Here is a 20390-nt window from a genome sequence, read left to right as displayed (position 1 = left end):
GACCAGGGGCCGGAGGCGCCTCTGCCGCCGGTCAGCGTCGGGTGGCGCCTCGCCCGTCGAGGTCGACGTGGCGGGTCGGCAGTGCCGACTCACCGTCACTCAGACGCCAGGCGTCATAGGGGAGCTCGACGCGGGAAGCCCGGTGCCGCTCCGCCGCCGCGTTCAAGGCCTCCTTGCCGCGGTGCTCCTCGATGATCCGGCCCTCATCGACCAGGAGCACCTGAAGCGGCCGGGCGCCGGCCTGGCTCAACGCCGACAGTCCCTGGTCCTGCGAGCTGGAGGAGACCACCAGCTCCTCGGCGGCTGTGCCCTCGGAGGTGAGGGTGCGGCCGGCCCACTTGCGACCACCCACAGTGGACTTGCCGCCAGAGGAGAACTTGGCGACCTCCTCCATAGTGCCATCGGCACCCTCGCGCTCCACCAGCTTGTAGACGAGCGCCGCGGTCGGGCGCCCCGAGCCCGTGACGAGCTTCGTGCCCACGCCGTAGGAGTCCACGGGGGCCGCCCCCAGTGCCGCGATGGCGTGCTCGTCGAGGTCGTTGGTGACGGTGATCCTCGTCGACGTCGCACCCAGGGCGTCGAGCTGGGCGCGCACCTTGAACGCCTCGGCCACCAGGTCGCCGGAGTCGAGGCGTACCGCCCCGAGCTCGCCACCGGCGGCGCGGGCCGCCTTGACCGCCCGCTCCACGCCGGTGGCGATGTCATAGGTGTCCACCAGGATCGTGGTGCTCGGTCCAAGACTGGCCACCTGCGCGGCGAAGGCATCCTCCTCCGTGTCGTGCAGGAGGGTGAAGGAGTGCGCCGAGGTCCCCACCGTGGGGATGCCGTAGAGGAGCCCCGCCTCCAGGTTGCTCGTTCCCACGAAACCGCCGACGACCGAGGCCCTGGCCGCGGCGACGGCCGCCTGCTCATGGGCTCGGCGCGCCCCGAAGTCCACGCAGGGGCGCCCGTGGGCGGCGATGGTCATACGGGAGGCGGCTGCAGCGACGGCGCAGTCGTAGTTGTAGATCGACAGGGCGAGGGTCTCCAGGATGCAGGCCTCGGCGAATGTGCCCTCCACGGTCAGCAGCGGGGAACCGGCGAAGTAGCACTCGCCCTCGGCGTAGCCGCGGATCGTCCCGGTGAAGCGGTAGCCGCGCAGGAAGTCCAGGGTCTCGTCGTTGACGACCCCGGTGCGGTGCAGGAAATCGATCTGGGAGGGGGTGAATGTGAAGGCCGCGATGGCGTCCAGCAGTCGGCCGGTGCCCGCGACGACACCGAAGCGGCGCGACCCGGGGAGCCTGCGGCCGAAGAGCTCGAAGACGCTGCGCCGTGAGGCGGCCCCCGATGCCAGTGCTCCCTGCAGCATCGTGAGCTCGTACATGTCGGTCAGCAGTGAGGTCGAGGCCGTGGACACGTCCATGGAGGCGGCGGTGGATTCGGCAGTGGGCATGTAGCTGTTCACGGGCACAACCTATCGCGGCTCACCGCTACCCTGGTGGCATGAGCGCCTCGTTGCCCGTTGCGGAACCGGAGACCCTGGAGGAGTCGCGTGTCCGTGCCCAGCGCCTGTGGTGCACTGTGGTCCACGACGATCCGATCAACACGATGAGCTATGTGACCTGGGTGTTCCACTCCTACTTCGGCTTCTCGCTGCCTGTGGCCGAGGCCCGGATGATGCAGGTGCACACCGCCGGCCGCGCCGTGGTCTCCCGGGGGGCCCGCGAGCGCATGGAGGTCGATGTCACGGCGATGCACGGCTACGGCCTGCGCGCCACCATCGAGCTCATGGGTGACGACGGTGACGCCTCCGCCGACGGCTCCTCAGGAGGGCGGTGATGCGAGCCTTCCGCCGAGTCCCCGAGGGGCTGGCCTGCGGTCTTGACGACTGGGAGCGCGAGCTCCTCGCCAGGCTGGCCCTTGAGGTCCGGGCGCTTCTCCAGGCGGATGCTCCTCCCGTCGAGGGCACCGGAGAGTCTGAGACCTCGTCGTCGTCCCGTCCCGACCCGGTACGCCCGGGGGAGAGCGAGCGGGATCGGGAGGTCCTGGAGGCTCTGGACTTCGACCTCGATCCGCCGACCAATCACGTTCACGCCGGTCGACCGGACGCGGACCCCGTCATCGCCGTCCTGCTTCCGCAGGCCTCGGAGGATCCCATCACCTCGATGGAGGTCAGCAGCCTGACTCGTGCGCGTCTGCGGGGTGACAAGGTCGACCGCCTGGTGCGTCTGGCCGCCGAGCTGCGGGCGCCGTCGGGCCCCGGGGAAACGGTGCTCGTGGCCTCGGGCCAGGAGTCCGACTGGCTGGGGGCGATCAATGACATCCGGCTCGTGCTGGCCCAGCGCCTGGGCATCGAGTCGGCTCAGGACGCCGAGCACGTTCACGCAGTTGCCTTCCAGGAGGCCCCCGAGGAGGAGACGGATCGCGAGCAGTGGTACCGGGGGACGGCGCTCGTCTACGACATGGTCACCTGGTGGCAGGAATCACTGGTATCCGCGCTGTTCGGGGGCACAGGGCCCGCATAGTCTCGCGGTGTGAATGATGCTCCGATCGGGATGTTCGACTCTGGGGTCGGTGGCCTCACCGTCACCCGTTCTGTCCTCGACCAGCTGCCCCATGAGCAGGTGCTGTACATCGGGGACACCGCCAACAGTCCCTACGGTCCTCGAGACATCGCCGAGGTCCGATCCCTGGCTCTGAGCATCATGGACGAGCTCGTGGACCGCGGGGTCAAACTGCTCGTCATCGCCTGCAACACCGCTTCGGCGGCCGTCCTGCACGATGCGCGTGAGCGCTACACCCTGGGGCGGGGCGTCCCGGTCATCGAGGTCATCCACCCGGCGGCACGCACCGCGGCCCGAGTGACCCGCAACGGCAGGGTGGGCCTGATCGCCACCCGTGGGACGGTCGATTCGCGCGCCTATGACGACGCGCTTCAGGCCGTTCCCGGCGTCGAGCTCGTCTCACAGGCGTGCCCGCGTTTCGTCGAGCTGGCCGAGCGGGGGGTGACCACCGGCCCCGAGGTCCTCGACGTCGCCGAGGAGTACCTGGCCCCCATCAAGGCCGCCGACGTGGATACCCTCATCCTCGGCTGCACCCACTACCCCCTGCTGGTGGGGCCGATCTCCTACGTCATGGGGGAGGACGTGGCCCTGGTGACCTCCTCGGACGAGACCGCCAAGGACGTCTACCGGGCACTGGCCGGAAAGAACCTTCTGCGTGGGCCCGATGCCCCCGAGCCACGCCATGACTTCGCCTCCACCGGCGACCCGGAGGCCTTCTCCGTCCTGGCCAGGCGGTTCCTCGGACCCGAGGTCACCGCCGTTGAGCATGTCGCCTTCACCTCTGAGGCAGCTGGCGCCCCTGCCGAGCTGCCCCAGCCTCCCTCACCTCCCCTCGCCCATCAAGGAACTGCATGAGACTCACGATTATCGGCTGCTCGGGATCCATGTCCGGTCCCCAGTCCTCGGCCTCCTCCTACCTGGTGCAGGCCGACGGAGTCGACGCCGACGGCGCGCCTCGCACCTACTCGATCGTGCTGGACCTCGGACCGGGATCGATGGGGCAGCTGCTGCGCCACCTCGATCCCGCCGAGCTCGACGCCATTGCAATCTCCCACTGTCACGCCGATCACATGGTCGACCTGGTCGGCATGCACGTCTACCGGCGCTGGCTGCCCACCGGGGCGCTCGGGCCGGTCGCCTGCCTGGGGCCCTCGGAGCTGTTGGAGCGCCTCCAGGGGGTTGACGGCGTCCCGCCGAGTGAGCGCTACGCCACGGAGTTCGGTTTCGTCACCGCCGTGCCCGGCAGGTCCTACAGCGTGGGTCCCCTGGTGATCTCCCCCTTCGAGGCGCTTCACCCCGTGGAGGCCTACGGCTACCGGATCGAGGGCCCCAGTGAGGAGGACCCCTCCCGGCAGGTCAGCCTGGCCTTCACCGGGGACACGGACTCCTGCCAGGGGATGAGCGACATGGCTCAGGGAGTGGACCTCCTCCTGGCCGAGGCGGCCTTCGTCGAGGGGCGCGACACCGTGGGCGGCATGCACATGACGGGGCGCCGCGCCGGTGAGCTCGCAGCCCAGGCCGGCGCAGGGCACCTGGTCCTCACCCACATCCAGCCCTGGACGGATCCGGCCGTGCCCCTCAAGGAGGCCGCAGCCGTCTACTCCGGTCCGTTGGAGGCGGCGACGGCGGACGCCGTCTGGGAGCTGTGAGCGCTGACGGGCACGATCGCCCCACCCAACGGCGAACGGTCTCCTTCACCCCGGCTCTTCCCGATGGGGTGGACTGTCCCTGGACCCGTGGCAGACGGACACGCTGGTGGTTGGTGGTTCCCGCGGACCTGGCGGCGGTGGCGCTCGTGGCCCTGTTCGGCGCCGCCTCCACCCGTAGCCTGGGGCAGGTACCCGCCTCCTTGTGGCAGGCGGGTACGGCCCTCGTCATCGCCTGGGGCGTGACCTGGCTCCTGCGACGCTCTCACCCCGATCATCTGGAGATGGCGCTGCCCGAGGGGCTCATCGTCGTGGGGACCAGCTGGGTGGTCTGGATCGCGTTACGCCATGTGGCATCGGCTTTCGACGACGTGTCCGCCATGGCCTCCTGGGCGGTGATGACCGGGGCCTTCCTCCTGGTGTTCCTGGGAGGATGGAGGTGGCTCTACGGCTACGTGCGCGCCCACGACTCCCTGACCCCCAAGCCTGTGGCGCGTCGCCTCGCCGAGCAGGAGCAGGACGGGAACTAGCCTCGCGGCCGGCGGCTCCGACTCCTCTCGGCACCAGGGCACTGCCTTTATGGGATGACAACCCGGCTATTCGTACCTTTGCGCCATGCACCACTGCTCCAGCCGGCGTCGACCGCATCAGTGGGTCGGCGTCCTGATCGCCGTCACCCTCTTTCTGGGAGGAGCGGTGGGCGGGTCCGTCGTCTACGTCCACAGGCACGAGGGGCGGGCTCCGCGCGGAACCATCCTCATGGGGCAGGACGTGTCCGGAATGGACCGGCCGACCTTGACCGCGCTCGTGCTTCAGAAGGCCGCATCGGCGTCACTGACGCTGACCGTTGAGGGCACGCCCACCACCGTTCCGCTCTCCCAGATCGCCCAGATCGATGCCCGGGCCACCGTGGAGGCCGCCGTGTCCGGAGCGGGGTCACTGACGACTCACCTGCACGGTATTGTGGGGACACGGGAGGTGGCGGTGCGGTACACGATCAACAAGGAGGCCCGTGCCGCGTTAGCGTCCCGGCTGAGCAGCACGCTGCGCAATCACGTCGTCGAGCCGACAGTGACCTGGAACGAGGGCAGTGGCGGCTTCACCGCCTCACCGGGGAAATCAGGCGACGCCATCGACCCCAGTGACCTCGACTCGGCTCTCGACGTCGCCGCACGAGAGCTGGCGGACCATGCCGCGCCGGTATCGATCCGCCGGACCGATCCCACGGTGAGCGCCCAGGAGGCGGCCTCGGTCGCGCAATCGGCAACCGCGCTGCTGGACGCCGAGCTCTCAGTGGCGGTCGACGGCACAGCGCACACGGCCTCCAAGGCTCAGAAGGCCTCATGGATCGACTTCCCCGTCAAAGAGGGCCGCATCGTGCCGACGGTCTCGCAGGAGAAGATCAAGGCCTGGGTGTCCTCGCTGAGCACGCAGGCGGAGCGGAAACCGGTCAACGCCATCAACGACGTCGACTCAGCCGGCACGGTGCTCCAGCTCGCCCGCCCGGGCAAGTCCGGAAGGAAGGCCGGCAACGTCGAGCCGGTGACGGCAGCGCTTGTCCAAGGGCTCGGTCAGGGCCGGAGCGTCAGCCAGCAGATCAGCTGGAACGAGGTGCCTCACTCCACCGAGAGCAGAGTGGTGCCCAACGGGCCGGAGCGCTTCGCCTACCAGGCCAAGGCGGGGGAGAAGTGGGTCGATGTCAACCTCACCGACTCGACGCTGACCGCCTATGAGGGCCAGCAGGTCGTCTATGGGCCGATCCTCATCAACCACGGCGGTGTCGGGCACGAGACCATCACCGGCACCTACAAGATCTATCTGCGCTACCAGGCGCAGGACATGGGGTGCACTCCCGAGTGGCCCTACTGCGAACGAGGGGTTCCCTGGGTGAGCTACTGGCACAACAGCTACGCCCTCCACGGCGCCCCCTGGGTCAAGGAGTTCGGCATCGGGACGGACGAGTCCTCGCACGGTTGCATCAACATCCCGGTCGCGGACGCCCAGGCTATCTGGCAGTGGTCCGAGATCGGCACCACTGTGGTGACTCACTACTGACGGCACTTCACTGACGGCGCCCTCGCGGGCTCAGCCGGCCAGGACGTCGGCCAGGACCGGCGCCAGGGCACGGAATGCCTGCCCCCGGTGGGAGATGGCGTGCTTGTCCTCAGGCGCCATCTGCGCGGTGGTGCGGCCCCGACCGTCCGGCTCATCCTCCTGGACGGGCACGAAGATCGGGTCGTAGCCGAAGCCCCCCTCGCCCAGAGGGGAGCGGGTCAGGCGCCCCTCCATGGAGCGCTCGATGGTGGTGACCTGCTCCGCCTGCCCGCCGGAGGCCGGCTGGACCAGGACCGCGGCACAGGTGAAGCGCGCCGTGCGATGCGGGTCGGCGACGTCGGCCAGCTGGTCCAGGAGCAGCTGAAGGTTCGCGGTGTCGTCACCGTGCCGGCCGCTCCAGCGCGCCGAGAAGATCCCCGGTGCGCCGCCCAGGACGTCGACGCACAGGCCCGAGTCGTCGGCGACCGCGGGCAGGCCCGTGGCCCGGGCCAGTGCCCGGGCCTTGAGCAGCGCGTTGTCAGCGAAGGACAGGCCGTCCTCCACCGGCTCGGGTGCCTTGAGGGAGGCGGCCGAGATGATGGAGCCGGGATCCAGCCCCGGTACGAGCGGCGTCAGGATCTGCCTCAGCTCGGCCAGCTTGCCGGCGTTGTGGGTGGCCAGGACGAGGCGGGCGCCAGCAGGCACCTGGACCCGGTCCGTGAGCGGGGCGGCGCCGTCGGCGTCTGACGAGGCACTCACGGCTCAGGCCTCCGTGGGCTGGGACGAGGACTGCGAGGAGGACACGGTGAAGGGCTCACCGCTGGGGCCGGCCAGGGCTCGGCGCTGGAGCTCTGCCAGGCGGCTGTTGCCGGCGGCGGCCAGGTCGAGTAGCTCTCCCAGCTCGGAGCGGTCAAAGGGGGCGTGCTCGGCGGTCCCCTGGACCTCGATGAAGCGGCCGTCCCCGGTCTGGACGACATTCATATCGGTCTGGGCTCGCACGTCCTCCTCATAGGGCAGGTCGAGGCAGGGAACGCCGTCGATGATTCCCACCGAGATGGCCGACAGGGAGTCGGAGAGCACCGGCTTGCCGGGGCGGGCCTTGATGAGGCCGTGCTGCGTGCCCCAGGCGACAGCATCTGCCAGGGCCACGTAGGCGCCGGTGATCGCCGCGGTGCGGGTACCGCCGTCGGCCTGCAGCACATCGCAGTCCAGAGCGATCGTGTTCTCACCCAGTGCGGCGACGTCGATGATGCCGCGCAGGCTGCGGCCGATGAGGCGGGAGATCTCGTGGGTGCGGCCTCCGACTTTGCCCCGCACGGACTCCCTGCCGGAGCGTTCCGACCCGGCCCGGGGGAGCATGGCGTACTCGGCGGTCACCCAGCCCTCGCCACTGCCCTTGCGCCAGCGCGGAACGCCCTCGGTGAAGGAGGCGGCGCACAGGACTCGGGTGCGTCCGAAGGTCACCAGGACCGATCCCTCGGCGTGGTCGAGCCAGTGGCGGGTCATGGTCACGGGGCGCAGCTCGTCGACGGCGCGGCCGTCCTTGCGGGCGAAGGGGGCAGTTGTCATGGGCTCAGGCTACCCGGCGGCCATCGAGCCTCGGGTCGGCTCCGTACCTCGGGATGCTCGATGCCTGTAGTCCGCGACGGCGGTCAGGCGGTAGCGTTCGTTGCGATACCTGCTTCCGGCCGGGAGCCGACGTAGACACCGAGGAGAACACCTATGACCTATGTCAACATCACCGCACTGACTTTTCCCGAGGGCGCCCAGGCCGAGATCGAGAAGCGCTTCGCCGCACGGAAGCGAGGCGTTGACGCCTCGCAGGGCTTTCAGGGCTTCGAGCTGTTGCGTCCGCTGGTCGGAGAGGACCGCTACTTCGTGGTGACCCGGTGGGACAGGCGCGAGGACTACGAGCGCTGGAGTGCGGCGCGGCCCGCCGGCGGGCACGAGGACGACAAGCGCCGGGGCATGAGCGTGGAGATCCTCGGTTTCGAGGTCGTCCAGCACGAGGAGTGACTCAGGACGCCGGGGTGGGCGCCGTGACGAAGACCGACTCCGGCACGCCGCACCGGGCGTAGACGAGCTGACAGGAGTGGCAGGGGCCGAATGCCTTGGTCGGGGTCTGGATCTTCACCCGGGTGACGGTCTCGGGGAGGCGCTCGACGCCGAACTCGGCGGCGCTCTGCTCAAGCAGCTTGTAAGCGGCATCGACCTGGTAGGACCACTGCGCGAACGTCCCGCCGCCGCGGATGGCGTGATCGAGCCAGGCCTCGTACCAGGAGATGAAGCTCGGGGCCACGCGGGTGAAGCCATCGTCGCAGGCCCGTGAGTCCAGCCAGACGCTGCCGTCGTAGGGGCTCATGCGCCACTCGGCGCCGCAACCGGCATCGGCCAGGTGGATGCCTCCGTCGTCGGCCGGGTAGATGTCCAGCCCGTAGCCGGGGCCGGCGCCCGAGCCCGCGATGGTGCTGAGGAACCAGCGCAGGTCCTCCGGCAGCGAGAGTCCTGAAGGGAGGCTCGGCGGCCCCAGCCGCATGCCGTGGTGGCGGCCGCCGAGCCAGCCGGCCTCGCTGCCAGGATCGTACGAGGTCGCGGCGATGAGGTTGAGGGTGTGCTGAAGCCCTTCCCTGGTGAGGGGCGGAGCGGGCTCCAAGGGCATGAGCACCGACCACTCCCGGAGCATGCGGTGGCCGCCGGGCTCGGGCGGAATCGCGTCCAAGACGCTGCGTCCAGCGGGCCAGTCGGCGCCGGCGAGCTTGAGCTCGGTGATCGAGTGGGGGCCGATGGCCGCGTAGCAGCCCAGTGCCACTGCCTCATTGGAGCGAGTGGCGGGAATCAAGGGGCTGGCGAGTACCCGGTCGGTCAGGGCACGGGGGCCACCCAGCCGCTGGCGGTAGGCCTCCACCTCCTCAATCGGCATATTCATGCTGCGGTCGAGGTGGCCGGTGGTCACCCGGTAGCGTCTGCCTCCCACCGTGGCCTCGAACTGCTCGACGTCGGGATTGTCAGAGTCGATGAGGTCCGGGCGGCCGATTCCGGTCAGGAGGACGGGGCCGAAGGCGCAGGCCCAGTTGCATCCGGCGGCGACAACCGACTCCAGCTGACTGGAGCCGTAGCCGCTGGCCGTCACCAGGACCCGTCTGCTCCCGAAGGCGCCTCCACTGATCTGAAGGAAGATGAACGTGCCGTACGGCTTGTGGTCCTGAATCTCGTCAATGAAGCACTCGATCGTGGGAAGGCCCTCGCCCAACCGGACCGTCTGAACGCCTTCGATGACCTCGGTCGTGGCCCCTCGGAAGTGTCTGGCGATCGTCTGCGCCAGCACGACGTCGAAGGCGGGTGGCCCCTGATTGAAGGAGTTCTCTTTCATCGATGCCTCGGATCAGGTCGGCGGAAGGGACAGGTGTCGGAGCAGACGAAGAAGACAAGGCCGCCTGTCAGAGAAGGGAGCCCCTCTTGGTGCTGGGAACTGAAATCTGTACACCTGGGCAGCATCAATCCGAACAACTGGCTACCCCTGCTCGCCTTCCGCAAGCGTCTCATCGCGGGTGAGGTTGCTCCGGAGTCGAGCACGGCTAGCGTAGCGCCTACGTCAGAAGCAAGCGAGACCACTGCAGCCCGCGGTATCCGCAAGGCGGCCTGCCGTCCGATCGGCGCGGCGAAGACGCAGCAGATCCTCGACCTGGAGCCCACCGGCATGTCCGCCCGAGCGATCGCTAGGCAGGTCGGCATGTCTACCTCCACGGTGAAGGCTGTCTGCCGCCAGGCCAAGTAACCACCCCTCCGCAAGCGACGCTTCACCAGCGATAACCTCCAGCGTGCTCGTCAGCTCCACGCCCAGGGGCGCACCTACATCGAGATCGGGCTGGAGCTCGGCTTCGGGCGGGATACGGTTAGTAAGCATCTAACTGCTGCCCAGAAATGACTGGTGGCTGGGGGAGCGGTATGTGTGCCCTTACTCTTCCCGCAGGTGACGATGCAGATCGCCAAACGCTTCGCCCTCCACCACACCACCGTAGTCATACGTCTCAAGGAGGCAGTTGTCGGCCTGCGTAGCGATCTGGCTGACCTCGTCCTTTAGAAGCGGGTACGTCCAGACCTACGCCGAGATCGGGACGGTCAAGCACACCGCACAACGGCTAGGCGTCAGTGAAGACACGGTGCGGAAGGTGGCGCCACCCCTGGACCCGAGCCTGAGCCGAGAGCGTGCTGACGCAGATGGAGAAGCGCGGTGCGGCACGATCAGGCTGTTGAGGGGGCAACATGTTCTACCAGCAGTGTTGTGCTGAGTCGGCACTAATTGTCTACGGGCCACCCAAGTGCGCGTTTCAGGTGAACTCAATGCGCCAATCTGCAAACATTACCCATGCTGATAGTGCTTATGAGCGGCTTGTAGCTCACCCCAATCGTTTTCAAGTGTGGTGGCTGTTGGTCTAACCCCCAAAGTAACTAGTGGTTGAGAGTGGCCATCGATACACCGACAAGCCTCGTCAAACACTCTATTAACCACATTAATCGTTTCTGGTAACAGATCAACCTTAATTTGAGAAAGACAGGTCATGCGTACGTTAGGCTGGTACCTCTGTGTCACGCCGGCCAAGACTTCCATCTCAACAAACACCTCGCACCATGAACGAATGAGGCTGTAGCCCCTCTGAACCAGTTCGTCACGCTCATTACTGTCCTTTGATGACTTTGCTTTCTGCACAATCGAGTTGATCCGCTTTGAGATTTTTGAATAAGAGTCCCATCTGGGGTGGCTTCCGCGCACAATGAAACCCTTGCCGTTTTCGTCAGAAACCTGAAAGTATGCGCACGTTCGTCCAGCGTCGTCGATAATTTGCAGGAGCTTTGTCGTGAAGAAGATATCGTGAGTGAACACGATGACCTGAGCTGTTTCAGACAAAGCCACAACTCTTTCTGCGACTTCGCTAACTCGACGATGGTCGAGGCTTGAAACAGGATCGTCAAAGATCACGGGGGCCGTTACTCCAGAAAGCCGGGCTTCGGCAAGAAAATCAGCCATAGCAAGTACTTTCTGCTCACCTTCAGAAAATACCGCAGAAGGCTTATGGCTATCGACTAGTATTCGATTTCGTCGAGCGCGTCCTTGTCGCCCAATGTGATTCACCTTAACTTCTGGAGCCCGGAGCGCTCGACATTCTTCTGAAAACAGGGTGTCAAAATTGTTATCTACAATTTGCTCATTTGCTTGTTTTGAACAGTTCGTCAGTTTGCGGATGAGTCCAGGAAACTGTTTGTTGCAGGTATCAAGCCGAGCAACCCACTGAGCCTTGTTGACAAACTCTTCGATCTTGGTCCACGACTTGCCAAGCTCAGCCGCCGCAACAAATTCAGAAAGGCGCTTCCTCTCTTCTTGCAGCGTCTCAGAGCGATTCGCATCCTGTTCCTGGAGCTGTTTACGCTCCTGCAGTAAGTTCTCGAACTCAGTTTTTAGTTCTACGCCACCAATACTTACGGCACTGATCGCCGATGGTGCTAGTTGTTCAGACGCAGAAAGGGTTTCAGCCGCTGCTTCAAACGCATTGACGACTTGCTCGAGTCTAGCGTAATAGGCTGGCTTTTCGTCGGATTCGGCATATTCTCGTATAAGCGCTTTGGTGTCAGAGAGTTGTGTCGACGTTACTCTCTCAACTAGTTCCTTGAGTCGTTCTTCGCAGCTATTGATGTCTGCAGAGATCTTATCTTCCAGGAGTTTGACATACTTCTCGATGAGCGTACGAGCTGCATCCTGCAATGGTTGCCGACAATACAGGCAGCGCCCGGTATCGTATGCCGAATGTGCATCGAGGTGCTGGCGATACTTCTCGGCAGACTCGATGAACATCATCCAGGTATCATCTGGAGCCATTGGCAGGTCGGCTTCTTTAAACAGTGCATCGCGGAATAGTCGATAGTTTTCTTCGAGCTGCTTAAGTTCCTGGCGCTCTTGCTCGTATGTATCGACGTCAAAGTCTTCTATCGCGAGGGTGGCTTCACAGATTTTGCTTAACGCTCGTTCAGTGCGCTGCAGTTCTCGAATCCTGATGCTGATGGTATTGGATTCTAGCTCGGCAACCTTCGTACGTTGCGATTCGATACGGGTGTTAACCTCTGGGTCGGTGACTGCCATTGATTTTAGGTGTGCTAGGTCTGTGGCAGCACTAAGCGAAGCGATATGCTGATATACACTGGTGTTTTTGTCGAACCGCGATAGGATGTCAGGCGACACCGCTGAGGATGATCCAGTTTCTCTCTTTGCAGTTTCCTGTACGGACTTGACGCCCGCCATGACATGTTTAAATACTGCCAGTGCAGTAGGTGTGTAGGTATAGTCTAGGTCGTCATCGACATGGATTTTGACTGCACGGCTATCAAATATTGACATTCTGGTGAAGGGGATTACCCCTTTTTTTCCTCGCCATATATAACACTGCTCATCACTATCGCCAAGTCTGTACTTGACGGTGGCTGACATCGCCTCAGGCTGAGTGTGCGCGATGTTCCCGAGAATCTTTTTGTCGACTGTGCGGCTCTCCGCCAGCGCCTTAAAGATTCGCGAGTACCCTGTCTTGCCTGTTCCATTCTCGCCGAACAAGATGGTGAGGTGAGGATCTGGCTCGATAACGTTACCTGTACCCAGTGCGTTGACGCCAGTGACGTCAGACAGTGATGTTATTGTCAGTGGGGCGATTGTCTCTATGTCGGCGTTGGAGGCGATAAGCGGTGGCTCATCCGGGAGTGTTCGTTCTTCAAGTCCGTTCTCCTGTAGGAAGAACTTATACGCAGTAGTTGTCCTTTCTTCATCAAGTGGTTCCTTGTTCTCGACGACATTTCGTACGATGTAACGTACCCATTCCGGAGTAGAGTTCGCCCACTCAATTAGGAGATCGCGGGGGTCTTTGTTGGATGAGATGTTATCGTGTTTCGAGCTCATTGTAGTGCTTTCGTTAAACATAGTATACTAAGTTCTGGTAATATAATACGCACATACTTCGAGAATTCAATCGCTAGTCGTGTCTCCAGTTTTCTATGATGGCTGTACGGTTCGGCTTACCTGATCGTAATACGGTAATCTGAGGCTGCATGGATTTGATGGGTGGTTACGTGTACCGTCACGCAACCACCCCCACCACATGCTCCATCACACTCTGCACATCCACTCGCGCCTTCGCCAGTATCGTGCTGGCGTCACTACCAAGAATCTCTTCTATCTCCCAGGTTCTGACCGTCGCCTGTCGTGGTAACCAGATACCGATGCACTTGGCTTGGTAGTCGTTGTCGAGATCGAGGATGAGGTAGCCCAGGAGCTGCATGAGGACTTTCCGCACCCACGGCGCTGTGATGGTGTCCTTGACCTTGAAGTCGAAGAGCGTGTCGTCGATGAACCAGTCGCCGTCGGCGCCGCCGACTAAGAAGTCGCCGGAGAAGGATGGGTTCGAGATGAAGAAGGCCCCATGCTTCATGCGCAGGCGCCAGTGCTTGATCTGGCGCTGGTTGACGATGCGTAGGTGAGCGATGTCTTCGAGCATGAGCGGTGGGATTGAGTCATACACTTCGTCGACGTTCCTCGCTGCCGACAGGCGTTCGCCCAGCGAGCTGCGTATCGCCCGCCCGCCGGCACGGTAGATCGACTCGCACCACGCGAAGATGATGCTGGCGTAGTCCTGGTCGACGTCGTCGCCGTCCCTGGTGAGCCGCTCGGCTTCGAGGAAGGCGTCGCCAAGGACGTCTGATATATGTTGGCCGTTCGGCAACAGTGGTGCGAGGAGATGGTTGAAGACGTCGATGCCCATCGCTGAGGCGCTCCGGCGTGGTTCGAACTGGCCCAGCATCATCCTGGTGCGGATGTCGAAGGCCATGCCGACAGTTGGTGAGTGGCGCCGTGCGTCGGTCACTCCGTCCGGCAGTGGTGCCAGGGATCGCGCCTTGACGAGTTCGTAGAAGCCAAGCCGTTCAGCGATTCGCTTGCCTTCCGGGGACCTGCTGCCCGCTATGGCCAGCGCAGGGGCACAACCTTCCACCAGCTGCCGGAACGGAGACTGCTTCTTATTTAGTTCGCGCGTCAGGCTCATGGGAGGCTCCACCGCAGGATTAAGAGGGATATACGGCAGTGCAGAGCCGAGCGACGCCGGTGTCGCCATGGGTGACAGGGGCTGGAGGATGACTCCAACAGGGACGTGGCTGCGTTGCCGCAATCGATAGTAGATCGCTGGGCGGTGAGCCAGTAGTCGTCTCCCGTCCTGACGGGCTGTTTGCGGCTAAATCGTGATCTGATGTGGGCGGCGCAATCCGCTATGCGGGTCCAGATCCTGCCACCAAGGGTAACCAGAGCATCCTTGCGGGCTACCCGTACCTGGTGCGGGGGCCTCTGCCTCTCTCAGCGCTAGAGAACGTCGCGGTTGCAGCATGACAGAGCAGCAACGCAGGCGAGTCGGCGTCCAACGGAGTGATCGAGGTGCCTGCGCCGCTACACCGCCCGCAACTTATTCGCTTGCCCCTCCCACCGATCCCCCCGCTCGCATGTCCAATGCCGACGCTAAGGCGATACGGACGCACACGATGGGCAGCACAGCGACGGAGAAGAAGGAACCGGCGATACCAGCGGGGGAGGGGCTGCCGATGCTGACACGCCAGCCGTGACTTCTCGTCCCATCCACCTTGCCGACACGGGCTCCGGCACTCGCCTCAGCGCCCTGCTCACTCCACCCTTCGACCAGCTAACCAGCCCCAGCCTGCACGCCGCCGCCCATGCGCACTACCTGCCGCACCTGGCTCAGCCCGACAAGCCGACCACACCGCCCACCGCTGACGACACGCTCATGAGCTCTACAACACGAACAACGCCCACCCTGGTGGGTGAGCGTTGTTCAACATCTGGAACCGCATCCCAGCCTGTTTCGACTGGGGTGGGTTCGGGTAAGAGCTTGCTGGTACGCGAGAAGGGACTCGAACCCTCACGCCCGAAGGCACCAGGACCTAAACCTGGGGCGTCTACCAATTCCGCCACTCGCGCTGTGCGGCGTCCACTCTACCGACTTCCATCCCGGATAGCAGAATGTGGCAACCGCTCCCGTGCGTTCGTATCACTCCACGCCGAGTGCGGCGCGCAGCCGCTTGACGTGACCTGTCGCTCGGACATTGTACTGAGCCAGCGTCACAGTGCCGTCAGGGGCCACTACCACGGTCGAGCGGATGACGCCGGTGTAGACCTTGCCGTAGTTCTTCTTCTCGCCCCACACTCCCCAGGCCTCCATGACGGCGTGGTCGGTGTCCGACAGCAGAGGGAAGGGCAGATCGTGGCGGTTGGAGAACTTGGCCTGCGCGCTTGCCGGGTCGGGGGAGATGCCGACGACGGTATAGCCGGCCGCCTTGAGCTCTGCCAAGGAGTCCCTGAAGTCGCAGGCCTCCTTGGTGCATCCCGGAGTGCATGCCTTGGGGTAGAAGTAGACGATGACGCCTTTGTTCGTGATGGAACGAAGGTCGTCAAGGGTCACTGTGCGGCCGTTCTGGTCGGGCAGGGCAAATTCCGGGGCTCGGTCACCGGCGACGAGCTGGGTCATGGGTCCTCCTCGGGCTCCTGGGCGAATGTGCTCATCCTCGCATCGCCTCCGGTGCCTGCGGCAGTGAATTCGAGGACTTACTTTCGTGATCTGGCAAACGTTCAGGACGCCGGTCGCACGGGACCCCTGCCCCATCTCCGGGTGATGCCTCCCGGTCAGGCGGCCTGGGCGAGCGTTCGCCGTGAGGCCTGCTGCGCCGCCTCCAGACGCTCCAGCGCTCGCTCGAGGCGCGAGGGGGAGGCCGTTGCCCCCAGCGAGGCGAGCTCTGCGCGTGCTGCGAAGAGCTCCCTGCTGGCCGCATCATCGGTTCGGGTGTCAGTGGCTGTCGTCCCGGCGGCCAGGGCGGACAGGGCGGTCATGGTGTGGATGTCGTGTGTCATACGTATCTCCTCATCTTCCTTCAGCGTCGTCGGCCCGATGGGGCCTGGGTCGCAGCGTGTGTCGGAGCAGGGACGTACCTGCGGGACCGGCATGCTGCGGATCAATCAAGAGTTCCGGTGCGGCGACTGGTCGGCGCCGCCGCAGACTGTGGTCACGAGGGCGTGAGAACCGGTGAAACGGTGGCATTCTGAGAACTTCTCAGTGCGGAGGTGGTTGTCATCGACCGCCGTCATGCGCCTGCTGCTGTGCTTTCGGGGTCATCCCGGGCGAAGCGCGTGCCCTTCGTGGTACACCGCCAGGGACTTGAACCCTGAACCCGCTGATTAAGAGTCAGCTGCTCTGCCAATTGAGCTAGCGGTGCTCGGTCAATGGCGACCTGCTCTTCCTTCCCTATGGTCAGGAAGATTCGTACACCGCCAGGGACTTGAACCCTGAACCCGCTGATTAAGAGTCAGCTGCTCTGCCAATTGAGCTAGCGGTGCTTTCACCACAGCGATGTCATTCGACGTGGCTCGCTGGGCGACGGAGGAATACTTTACGGATGGAGGAGGGCTTCGTCCAGTCAGGATCCATGAAACCAGGCGATTGTGCGGCAAGTCTCAAGGGGTGGCAAAGAGGTGAGCTGCTGCGCGCTGCCTGGCAGTCCGCTCAGTGCGACGGGCCGCCCTCGCGTTCCTGTCGGCGGCGGCGCACGTCGGCGGCACGAGCGCGGTCGCGCTTCGACATCGTGCCCCGCGGGGACCGCATCCTCGACGGTGACGTGCTTGAGGCGCCTCCGCCTGTCCGTGAGCTTCGGTCACGGCCGCTCCGCCCGGAGGGGGCGCCCTTGGGGCCGTCGTCGTCCCGGTCGATGCGGCCGGTGCGTGACCACTGGTGGTACTGCTTCAGCGTGGCCGCCTGCTCCTCGGTGAGGCGGCGCCATAGGGGGAGGTCGAGCTTCTTGCGGTCACGCACGCGCGTGCCGAGGGTCCAGCCCGCCAGCATGACCAGTGCGACCACCATGCCGCCCCACATGCTGCTGCGGCCTTCGCGGGCGCCGGTGAGCAGTGAGACCGTTCCCCCGAGCAGGCCCGCGACGAGGATGGTCGCGACGACGATGGCGGCCATGGATGCCCAGTAGCGCTGCGCGGAGGTCATACGCGGCTTGCGGGTCTCAGAAGTCACCTCGGCATTGTGACACCCTCGCACGCGACGGCTGAGCAAGGCGTGGACGGCGTCGGGGTGTCGGAGGGCCTGGACGGATGCCTGCTGCCGCTCCGACCAGTAAGTAGTCATGTCCGTTGGTACGGGCGCGGTTCAGCGTCACACGTCTGTGGCTCTCGCCGTGGTGCCGTGCGCGGTAGCGTGGGCCGCATGAGCGACCCGATCGTGACGCTGGCGACCTGCGCCGACTTCCCTGACCTTGATGACGATGACCGCGGCCTGCCGGATGCCCTGCGTGCACGTGGCATCGAGCCGCGGATTGCCGTATGGGACGACCCCGATGTCGACTGGAGCCAGTCCGGCACGGTCGTGCTACGCAGCGTCCGTGACTACGCCACCAAGGGCAACTACTCCCGGTTCCTCCAGTGGGCCCGGTCGGTGCCCAGGCTTGCCAACCATCCCGACGTCGTCACCTGGAACTCGGACAAGCACTACCTCACCCGCCTGAGCGGGTGGGGGGTTCCCATGATTCCGACGATGTGGCTGGAGCCCGAGGCCGGATACTCCAAGCACCAGGTTCACACCCGTTTCCCGGCCCATGGTGACTTCGTCGTCAAGCCGGCCGTCTCCTCGGGTGGGCGCGGCACCGGGCGCTACACCGCCACCGATGCCTCCTCCCGGTCCGCGGCGATCAATGACGCCATGCACCACCTGCGCCGTGGGCGCACCGTCATGGTCCAGCGCTACCTCGAGGAGGTCGACCGCAAGGGTGAGGTTTCGCTGGTCTACTTCAACGGCGTGCTGTCCCACGCGGTGGAGAAGGCCCCGATGCTCCACCCGTCCTTCAAGTCGACCGACCAGATCCACGAGGAGATCGTCACGGCGCGCGAGCCCAGTGAGCAGGAGTGGCTCTGGGGTGAGCGGGTGCGCAAGGCCATCCACACGTTGATCAAGGAGGTCTCCGGGCGCGACATTCAGCTCCTGTTCAACCGTGTCGACGTCGTCGGGGACGGTCAGGGCGGCTTCTACCTCATGGAGGTCTCGCTGATCGACGCGGGCCTCTACCTCGGGGCGTCACCGGAGGCGCTGGACAACTTCGCCGACGCCATCGCCCAGCGCATCTTCTGGTGACCGCGCAGACGTGGGCCCGTCGAGGCGTCTGGATGTGGTAGATAGGTGCCATGCGCACGCTGCTTAACATCATCTGGGTCGTCTTCGGTGGGTTCTGGCTGTTCCTCGGTTACGTCTTCTTCGGACTGATCGCCTGCCTGCTCATCATCACGATTCCCGCGGGCGTCGCCTCCTTCCGTATCGCCGCCTACGTCCTGTGGCCCTTCGGGCGTGAGGTGGTTCCGGCTCCCGGGGCCGGTGCCATGAGCGGGATCAGCAACATCATCTGGTTCCTCATTGCCGGACTCTGGCTGGCTATCGGCCACGTCGCCACCGCCGCGGCGCAGGCCATCACCATCGTCGGAATCCCTCTGGCCGTGGCCAACATCAAGCTCATCCCTGTCACCTGCTTCCCCTTCGGCAAGCAGATCGTCGAGACCCGGTAAGACCTTTTCGGCCTCACCGCAGGCGTCATAGGCTGATGCGGCGGTTGGCTCCCCAGTAGCCCACGTAGCAGACCACGAGGAAGACGGCGGTGATCGCCAGGCCGCCGCGCTGCTCGGGGTCGAAGACGATGAGCAGGCACGAGGCTGTCGACAGTCCCAGTGCGGCGATCGAGACCCACGGATACCCGGGAGCCCGGTAGGGCAGGTCCTCAAGGCTGCGGTCCTCAGCGAGCCAGCGCCGTCGGAAGGACAGGTGGCATGCGGCGATGACCGCCCACACCAGGACGACGGCGAGACCGGAGACGGACACAAGGACCAGATAGACCGTGGAGGCCGCATAGGCCGAGGTCAGCAGTGAGGCCAGCCCACCGACCATGGACAGGCCCATTGCCAGTGCGGGTACCCCGTAGCGGTTGGTGCGGGCCAGGACCGTGGGCAGGGTGCCCTCATTGGCCAAGGACCACAGCATGCGTGTCGAGGCGTAGAGCCCTGAGTTCGCCGCCGACAGGATGGCGGCCAGGATGACGATATTCATGAGGTCCCCGGCGTAGGACACGCCGATTCTGGACAGGACCGTCACGAAGGGGCTCTCCTCGACCCCGGCCTTTTCCCAAGGGATCAGTGCTGCGATGACGATGATCGAGCCGATGAAGAAGATGGCCAGGCGGGCCAGGGTCGCCCGGATCGCACGAGGAATGGTGGTGCCCGGGTCCTCGACCTCTCCGGCGGTGATGCCGATGAGCTCGGTGCCGGAGAAAGCGAAGTTGACGGCCAGGATCGTGGTGAACACCGCGCCGAAGCCGTTGGGGAAGAGGCCGTCCCGGTACAGGTTCGTCAGCCCCAGGAATGAGCGGTGCCCCTCGTAGGGCAGCAGTCCGACGATTGCGGCCGTGCCCAGAGCGATGAACGCAATGATCGCCGCCACCTTGATCCCGGACAGCACGGTCTCCGCCTCGGCGAAGACCTTGACGGAGACCATGTTGAGCACGAGGACCAGCACGATGAAGGTAGCCGCCCACACCCATACGGGAACGCCCGGGAACCAGCCGTACATGATCATCGCCGCGCCGGTGAACTCACTTCCCAGGGCCACCGTCCACGTGAGCCAGTACAGGATGGCGGTGACGAAGCCCGTGGCGGGACCCAGGTACTGGCGGGCGTAGACATGGAAGGCTCCGGTGAAGGGCATCGCAACGCTCAGCTCTCCCAGGCACAGCATGACCAGGTAGACGATGACGGCGCCGATGGAGTAGGCCAGCACGGTCCCTAGGGGGCCGGCTTGGTGGATCGTGTTGCCAGTCGAGAGGAACAGTCCCGTGCCGATGACCCCGCCGAAGCTGATCATCATGAGGTGACGTCGGTTCATGCGGCGTTCCAGCGCGGTGACACGTCCCTGACTGTCGGGGCTGCCACGCTGGGACTGAGGGGGCGGGATGGGGGAGGTCGCCGATGAGGCGGCGGGCTCGCGGCGATGTGTAACCGGGTCCATGCCTGAGACGCTACCGGTGCCGCCTCGAGCCATCC

General features: G+C 64.9%; 19 protein-coding genes and 3 tRNA genes. 9 read left to right on the top strand and 13 right to left on the bottom strand.

Annotated features, from left to right (window positions below):
- Nucleotides 1–31: 31 nt before the first annotated feature.
- On the bottom strand, nt 32–1402 hold the full coding sequence (locus RIV12_RS02470; protein ID WP_428978906.1) for a nicotinate phosphoribosyltransferase: 1371 nt from the start codon (nt 1400–1402) through the stop codon (nt 32–34).
- Nucleotides 1403–1482: 80 nt separating this feature from the next.
- Here RIV12_RS02470 and clpS point away from each other — a divergent pair, with 80 nt between their 5' ends.
- The 6 genes from clpS (at nt 1483) to RIV12_RS02440 (ending at nt 6244) form a co-directional block, all read left to right on the top strand.
- Entirely contained in the window at nt 1483–1818 is a 336-nt protein-coding gene (gene clpS, locus RIV12_RS02465; RefSeq protein ID WP_309321949.1) for an ATP-dependent Clp protease adapter ClpS, read from the top strand.
- Nucleotides 1818–2504, top strand: coding sequence for a DUF2017 family protein (locus RIV12_RS02460; RefSeq protein ID WP_309321947.1), 687 nt, complete (start codon nt 1818–1820; stop codon nt 2502–2504). Before clpS ends, RIV12_RS02460 begins: the two co-directional genes overlap by 1 nt.
- 30 nt (nt 2505–2534) lie before the next feature.
- Nucleotides 2535–3398, top strand: coding sequence for a glutamate racemase (gene murI / locus RIV12_RS02455; RefSeq protein WP_309321981.1), 864 nt, complete (start codon nt 2535–2537; stop codon nt 3396–3398).
- Entirely contained in the window at nt 3395–4192 is a 798-nt protein-coding gene (locus RIV12_RS02450; protein WP_075419121.1) for an MBL fold metallo-hydrolase, read from the top strand. The genes murI and RIV12_RS02450 overlap by 4 nt, the downstream gene beginning before the upstream one ends.
- 113 nt (nt 4193–4305) lie before the next feature.
- The gene (locus tag RIV12_RS02445) at nt 4306–4719 is read left to right on the top strand and encodes a DUF3054 domain-containing protein (protein WP_075419120.1); all 414 of its coding nucleotides are present in this window, start codon (nt 4306–4308) and stop codon (nt 4717–4719) included.
- Between the two features lie 85 nt (nt 4720–4804).
- Nucleotides 4805–6244, top strand: coding sequence for a L,D-transpeptidase (locus tag RIV12_RS02440; protein ID WP_309321945.1), 1440 nt, complete (start codon nt 4805–4807; stop codon nt 6242–6244).
- A 30-nt stretch (nt 6245–6274) separates the two neighbouring features.
- Here RIV12_RS02440 and rdgB read toward each other — a convergent pair whose 3' ends face one another.
- Nucleotides 6275–6982: an RdgB/HAM1 family non-canonical purine NTP pyrophosphatase gene (gene rdgB, locus RIV12_RS02435; RefSeq protein WP_309321944.1), complete on the bottom strand. Its 708-nt coding sequence runs from the start codon at nt 6980–6982 to the stop codon at nt 6275–6277.
- A 3-nt stretch (nt 6983–6985) separates the two neighbouring features.
- Entirely contained in the window at nt 6986–7792 is an 807-nt protein-coding gene (gene rph / locus RIV12_RS02430) for a ribonuclease PH (RefSeq protein WP_075419117.1), read from the bottom strand.
- A 153-nt stretch (nt 7793–7945) separates the two neighbouring features.
- Between rph and RIV12_RS02425 the strand changes: the two genes are divergently transcribed.
- Nucleotides 7946–8239 carry an antibiotic biosynthesis monooxygenase family protein gene (locus RIV12_RS02425; RefSeq protein WP_309321943.1) on the top strand — a complete coding sequence of 98 codons (294 nt, stop codon included), beginning with the start codon at nt 7946–7948 and terminating at the stop codon, nt 8237–8239.
- Nucleotide 8240: 1 nt separating this feature from the next.
- On the opposite strand, the gene RIV12_RS02420 is transcribed toward RIV12_RS02425, so the two are convergent.
- The 9 genes from RIV12_RS02420 to RIV12_RS02380 all read right to left on the bottom strand — a co-directional run bounded on the left by RIV12_RS02420 (nt 8241) and on the right by RIV12_RS02380 (nt 17331).
- Nucleotides 8241–9593, bottom strand: coding sequence for an SMI1/KNR4 family protein (locus tag RIV12_RS02420; protein ID WP_309321941.1), 1353 nt, complete (start codon nt 9591–9593; stop codon nt 8241–8243).
- Nucleotides 9594–10583: 990 nt separating this feature from the next.
- Nucleotides 10584–13160 carry an AAA family ATPase gene (locus tag RIV12_RS02415; RefSeq protein ID WP_309321940.1) on the bottom strand — a complete coding sequence of 859 codons (2577 nt, stop codon included), beginning with the start codon at nt 13158–13160 and terminating at the stop codon, nt 10584–10586.
- A gap of 178 nt (nt 13161–13338) precedes the next feature.
- On the bottom strand, nt 13339–14298 hold the full coding sequence (locus tag RIV12_RS02410) for a hypothetical protein (protein WP_309321938.1): 960 nt from the start codon (nt 14296–14298) through the stop codon (nt 13339–13341).
- 856 nt (nt 14299–15154) lie between these two features.
- Nucleotides 15155–15239, bottom strand: a tRNA-Leu gene (locus RIV12_RS02405).
- Between the two features lie 70 nt (nt 15240–15309).
- Nucleotides 15310–15786: a thioredoxin-dependent thiol peroxidase gene (bcp, locus tag RIV12_RS02400; RefSeq protein ID WP_075419116.1), complete on the bottom strand. Its 477-nt coding sequence runs from the start codon at nt 15784–15786 to the stop codon at nt 15310–15312.
- A 155-nt stretch (nt 15787–15941) separates the two neighbouring features.
- On the bottom strand, nt 15942–16166 hold the full coding sequence (locus tag RIV12_RS02395) for a hypothetical protein (RefSeq protein ID WP_309321936.1): 225 nt from the start codon (nt 16164–16166) through the stop codon (nt 15942–15944).
- A gap of 286 nt (nt 16167–16452) precedes the next feature.
- A tRNA-Lys gene (locus RIV12_RS02390) sits at nt 16453–16528 on the bottom strand.
- Nucleotides 16529–16576: 48 nt separating this feature from the next.
- Nucleotides 16577–16649: transfer RNA gene (locus RIV12_RS02385), tRNA-Lys, on the bottom strand.
- 166 nt (nt 16650–16815) lie between these two features.
- Complete coding sequence (locus RIV12_RS02380; RefSeq protein WP_075419115.1) at nt 16816–17331, bottom strand: hypothetical protein; 516 nt, start codon at nt 17329–17331, stop codon at nt 16816–16818.
- 189 nt (nt 17332–17520) lie between these two features.
- On the opposite strand from RIV12_RS02380, the gene RIV12_RS02375 reads away from it, so the two are divergent.
- A complete protein-coding gene (locus RIV12_RS02375; RefSeq protein ID WP_309321935.1) occupies nt 17521–18441 on the top strand; it encodes an ATP-grasp domain-containing protein in 921 nt (306 codons plus the stop codon).
- A 50-nt stretch (nt 18442–18491) separates the two neighbouring features.
- Nucleotides 18492–18866 carry a YccF domain-containing protein gene (locus tag RIV12_RS02370; protein ID WP_075419113.1) on the top strand — a complete coding sequence of 125 codons (375 nt, stop codon included), beginning with the start codon at nt 18492–18494 and terminating at the stop codon, nt 18864–18866.
- Between the two features lie 25 nt (nt 18867–18891).
- Here RIV12_RS02370 and RIV12_RS02365 read toward each other — a convergent pair whose 3' ends face one another.
- Nucleotides 18892–20232 carry an amino acid permease gene (locus RIV12_RS02365; RefSeq protein WP_309321979.1) on the bottom strand — a complete coding sequence of 447 codons (1341 nt, stop codon included), beginning with the start codon at nt 20230–20232 and terminating at the stop codon, nt 18892–18894.
- Between the last annotated feature and the right edge of the window lie 158 nt (nt 20233–20390).

The sequence above is a fragment of the Actinomyces stomatis genome (assembly GCF_031292835.1).
GTDB classification, from domain to species: domain Bacteria; phylum Actinomycetota; class Actinomycetes; order Actinomycetales; family Actinomycetaceae; genus Actinomyces; species Actinomyces stomatis.
The sequence above is the reverse complement of the archived record's forward strand: the minus strand, read 5'-3'. Positions and strand labels throughout refer to the sequence as shown.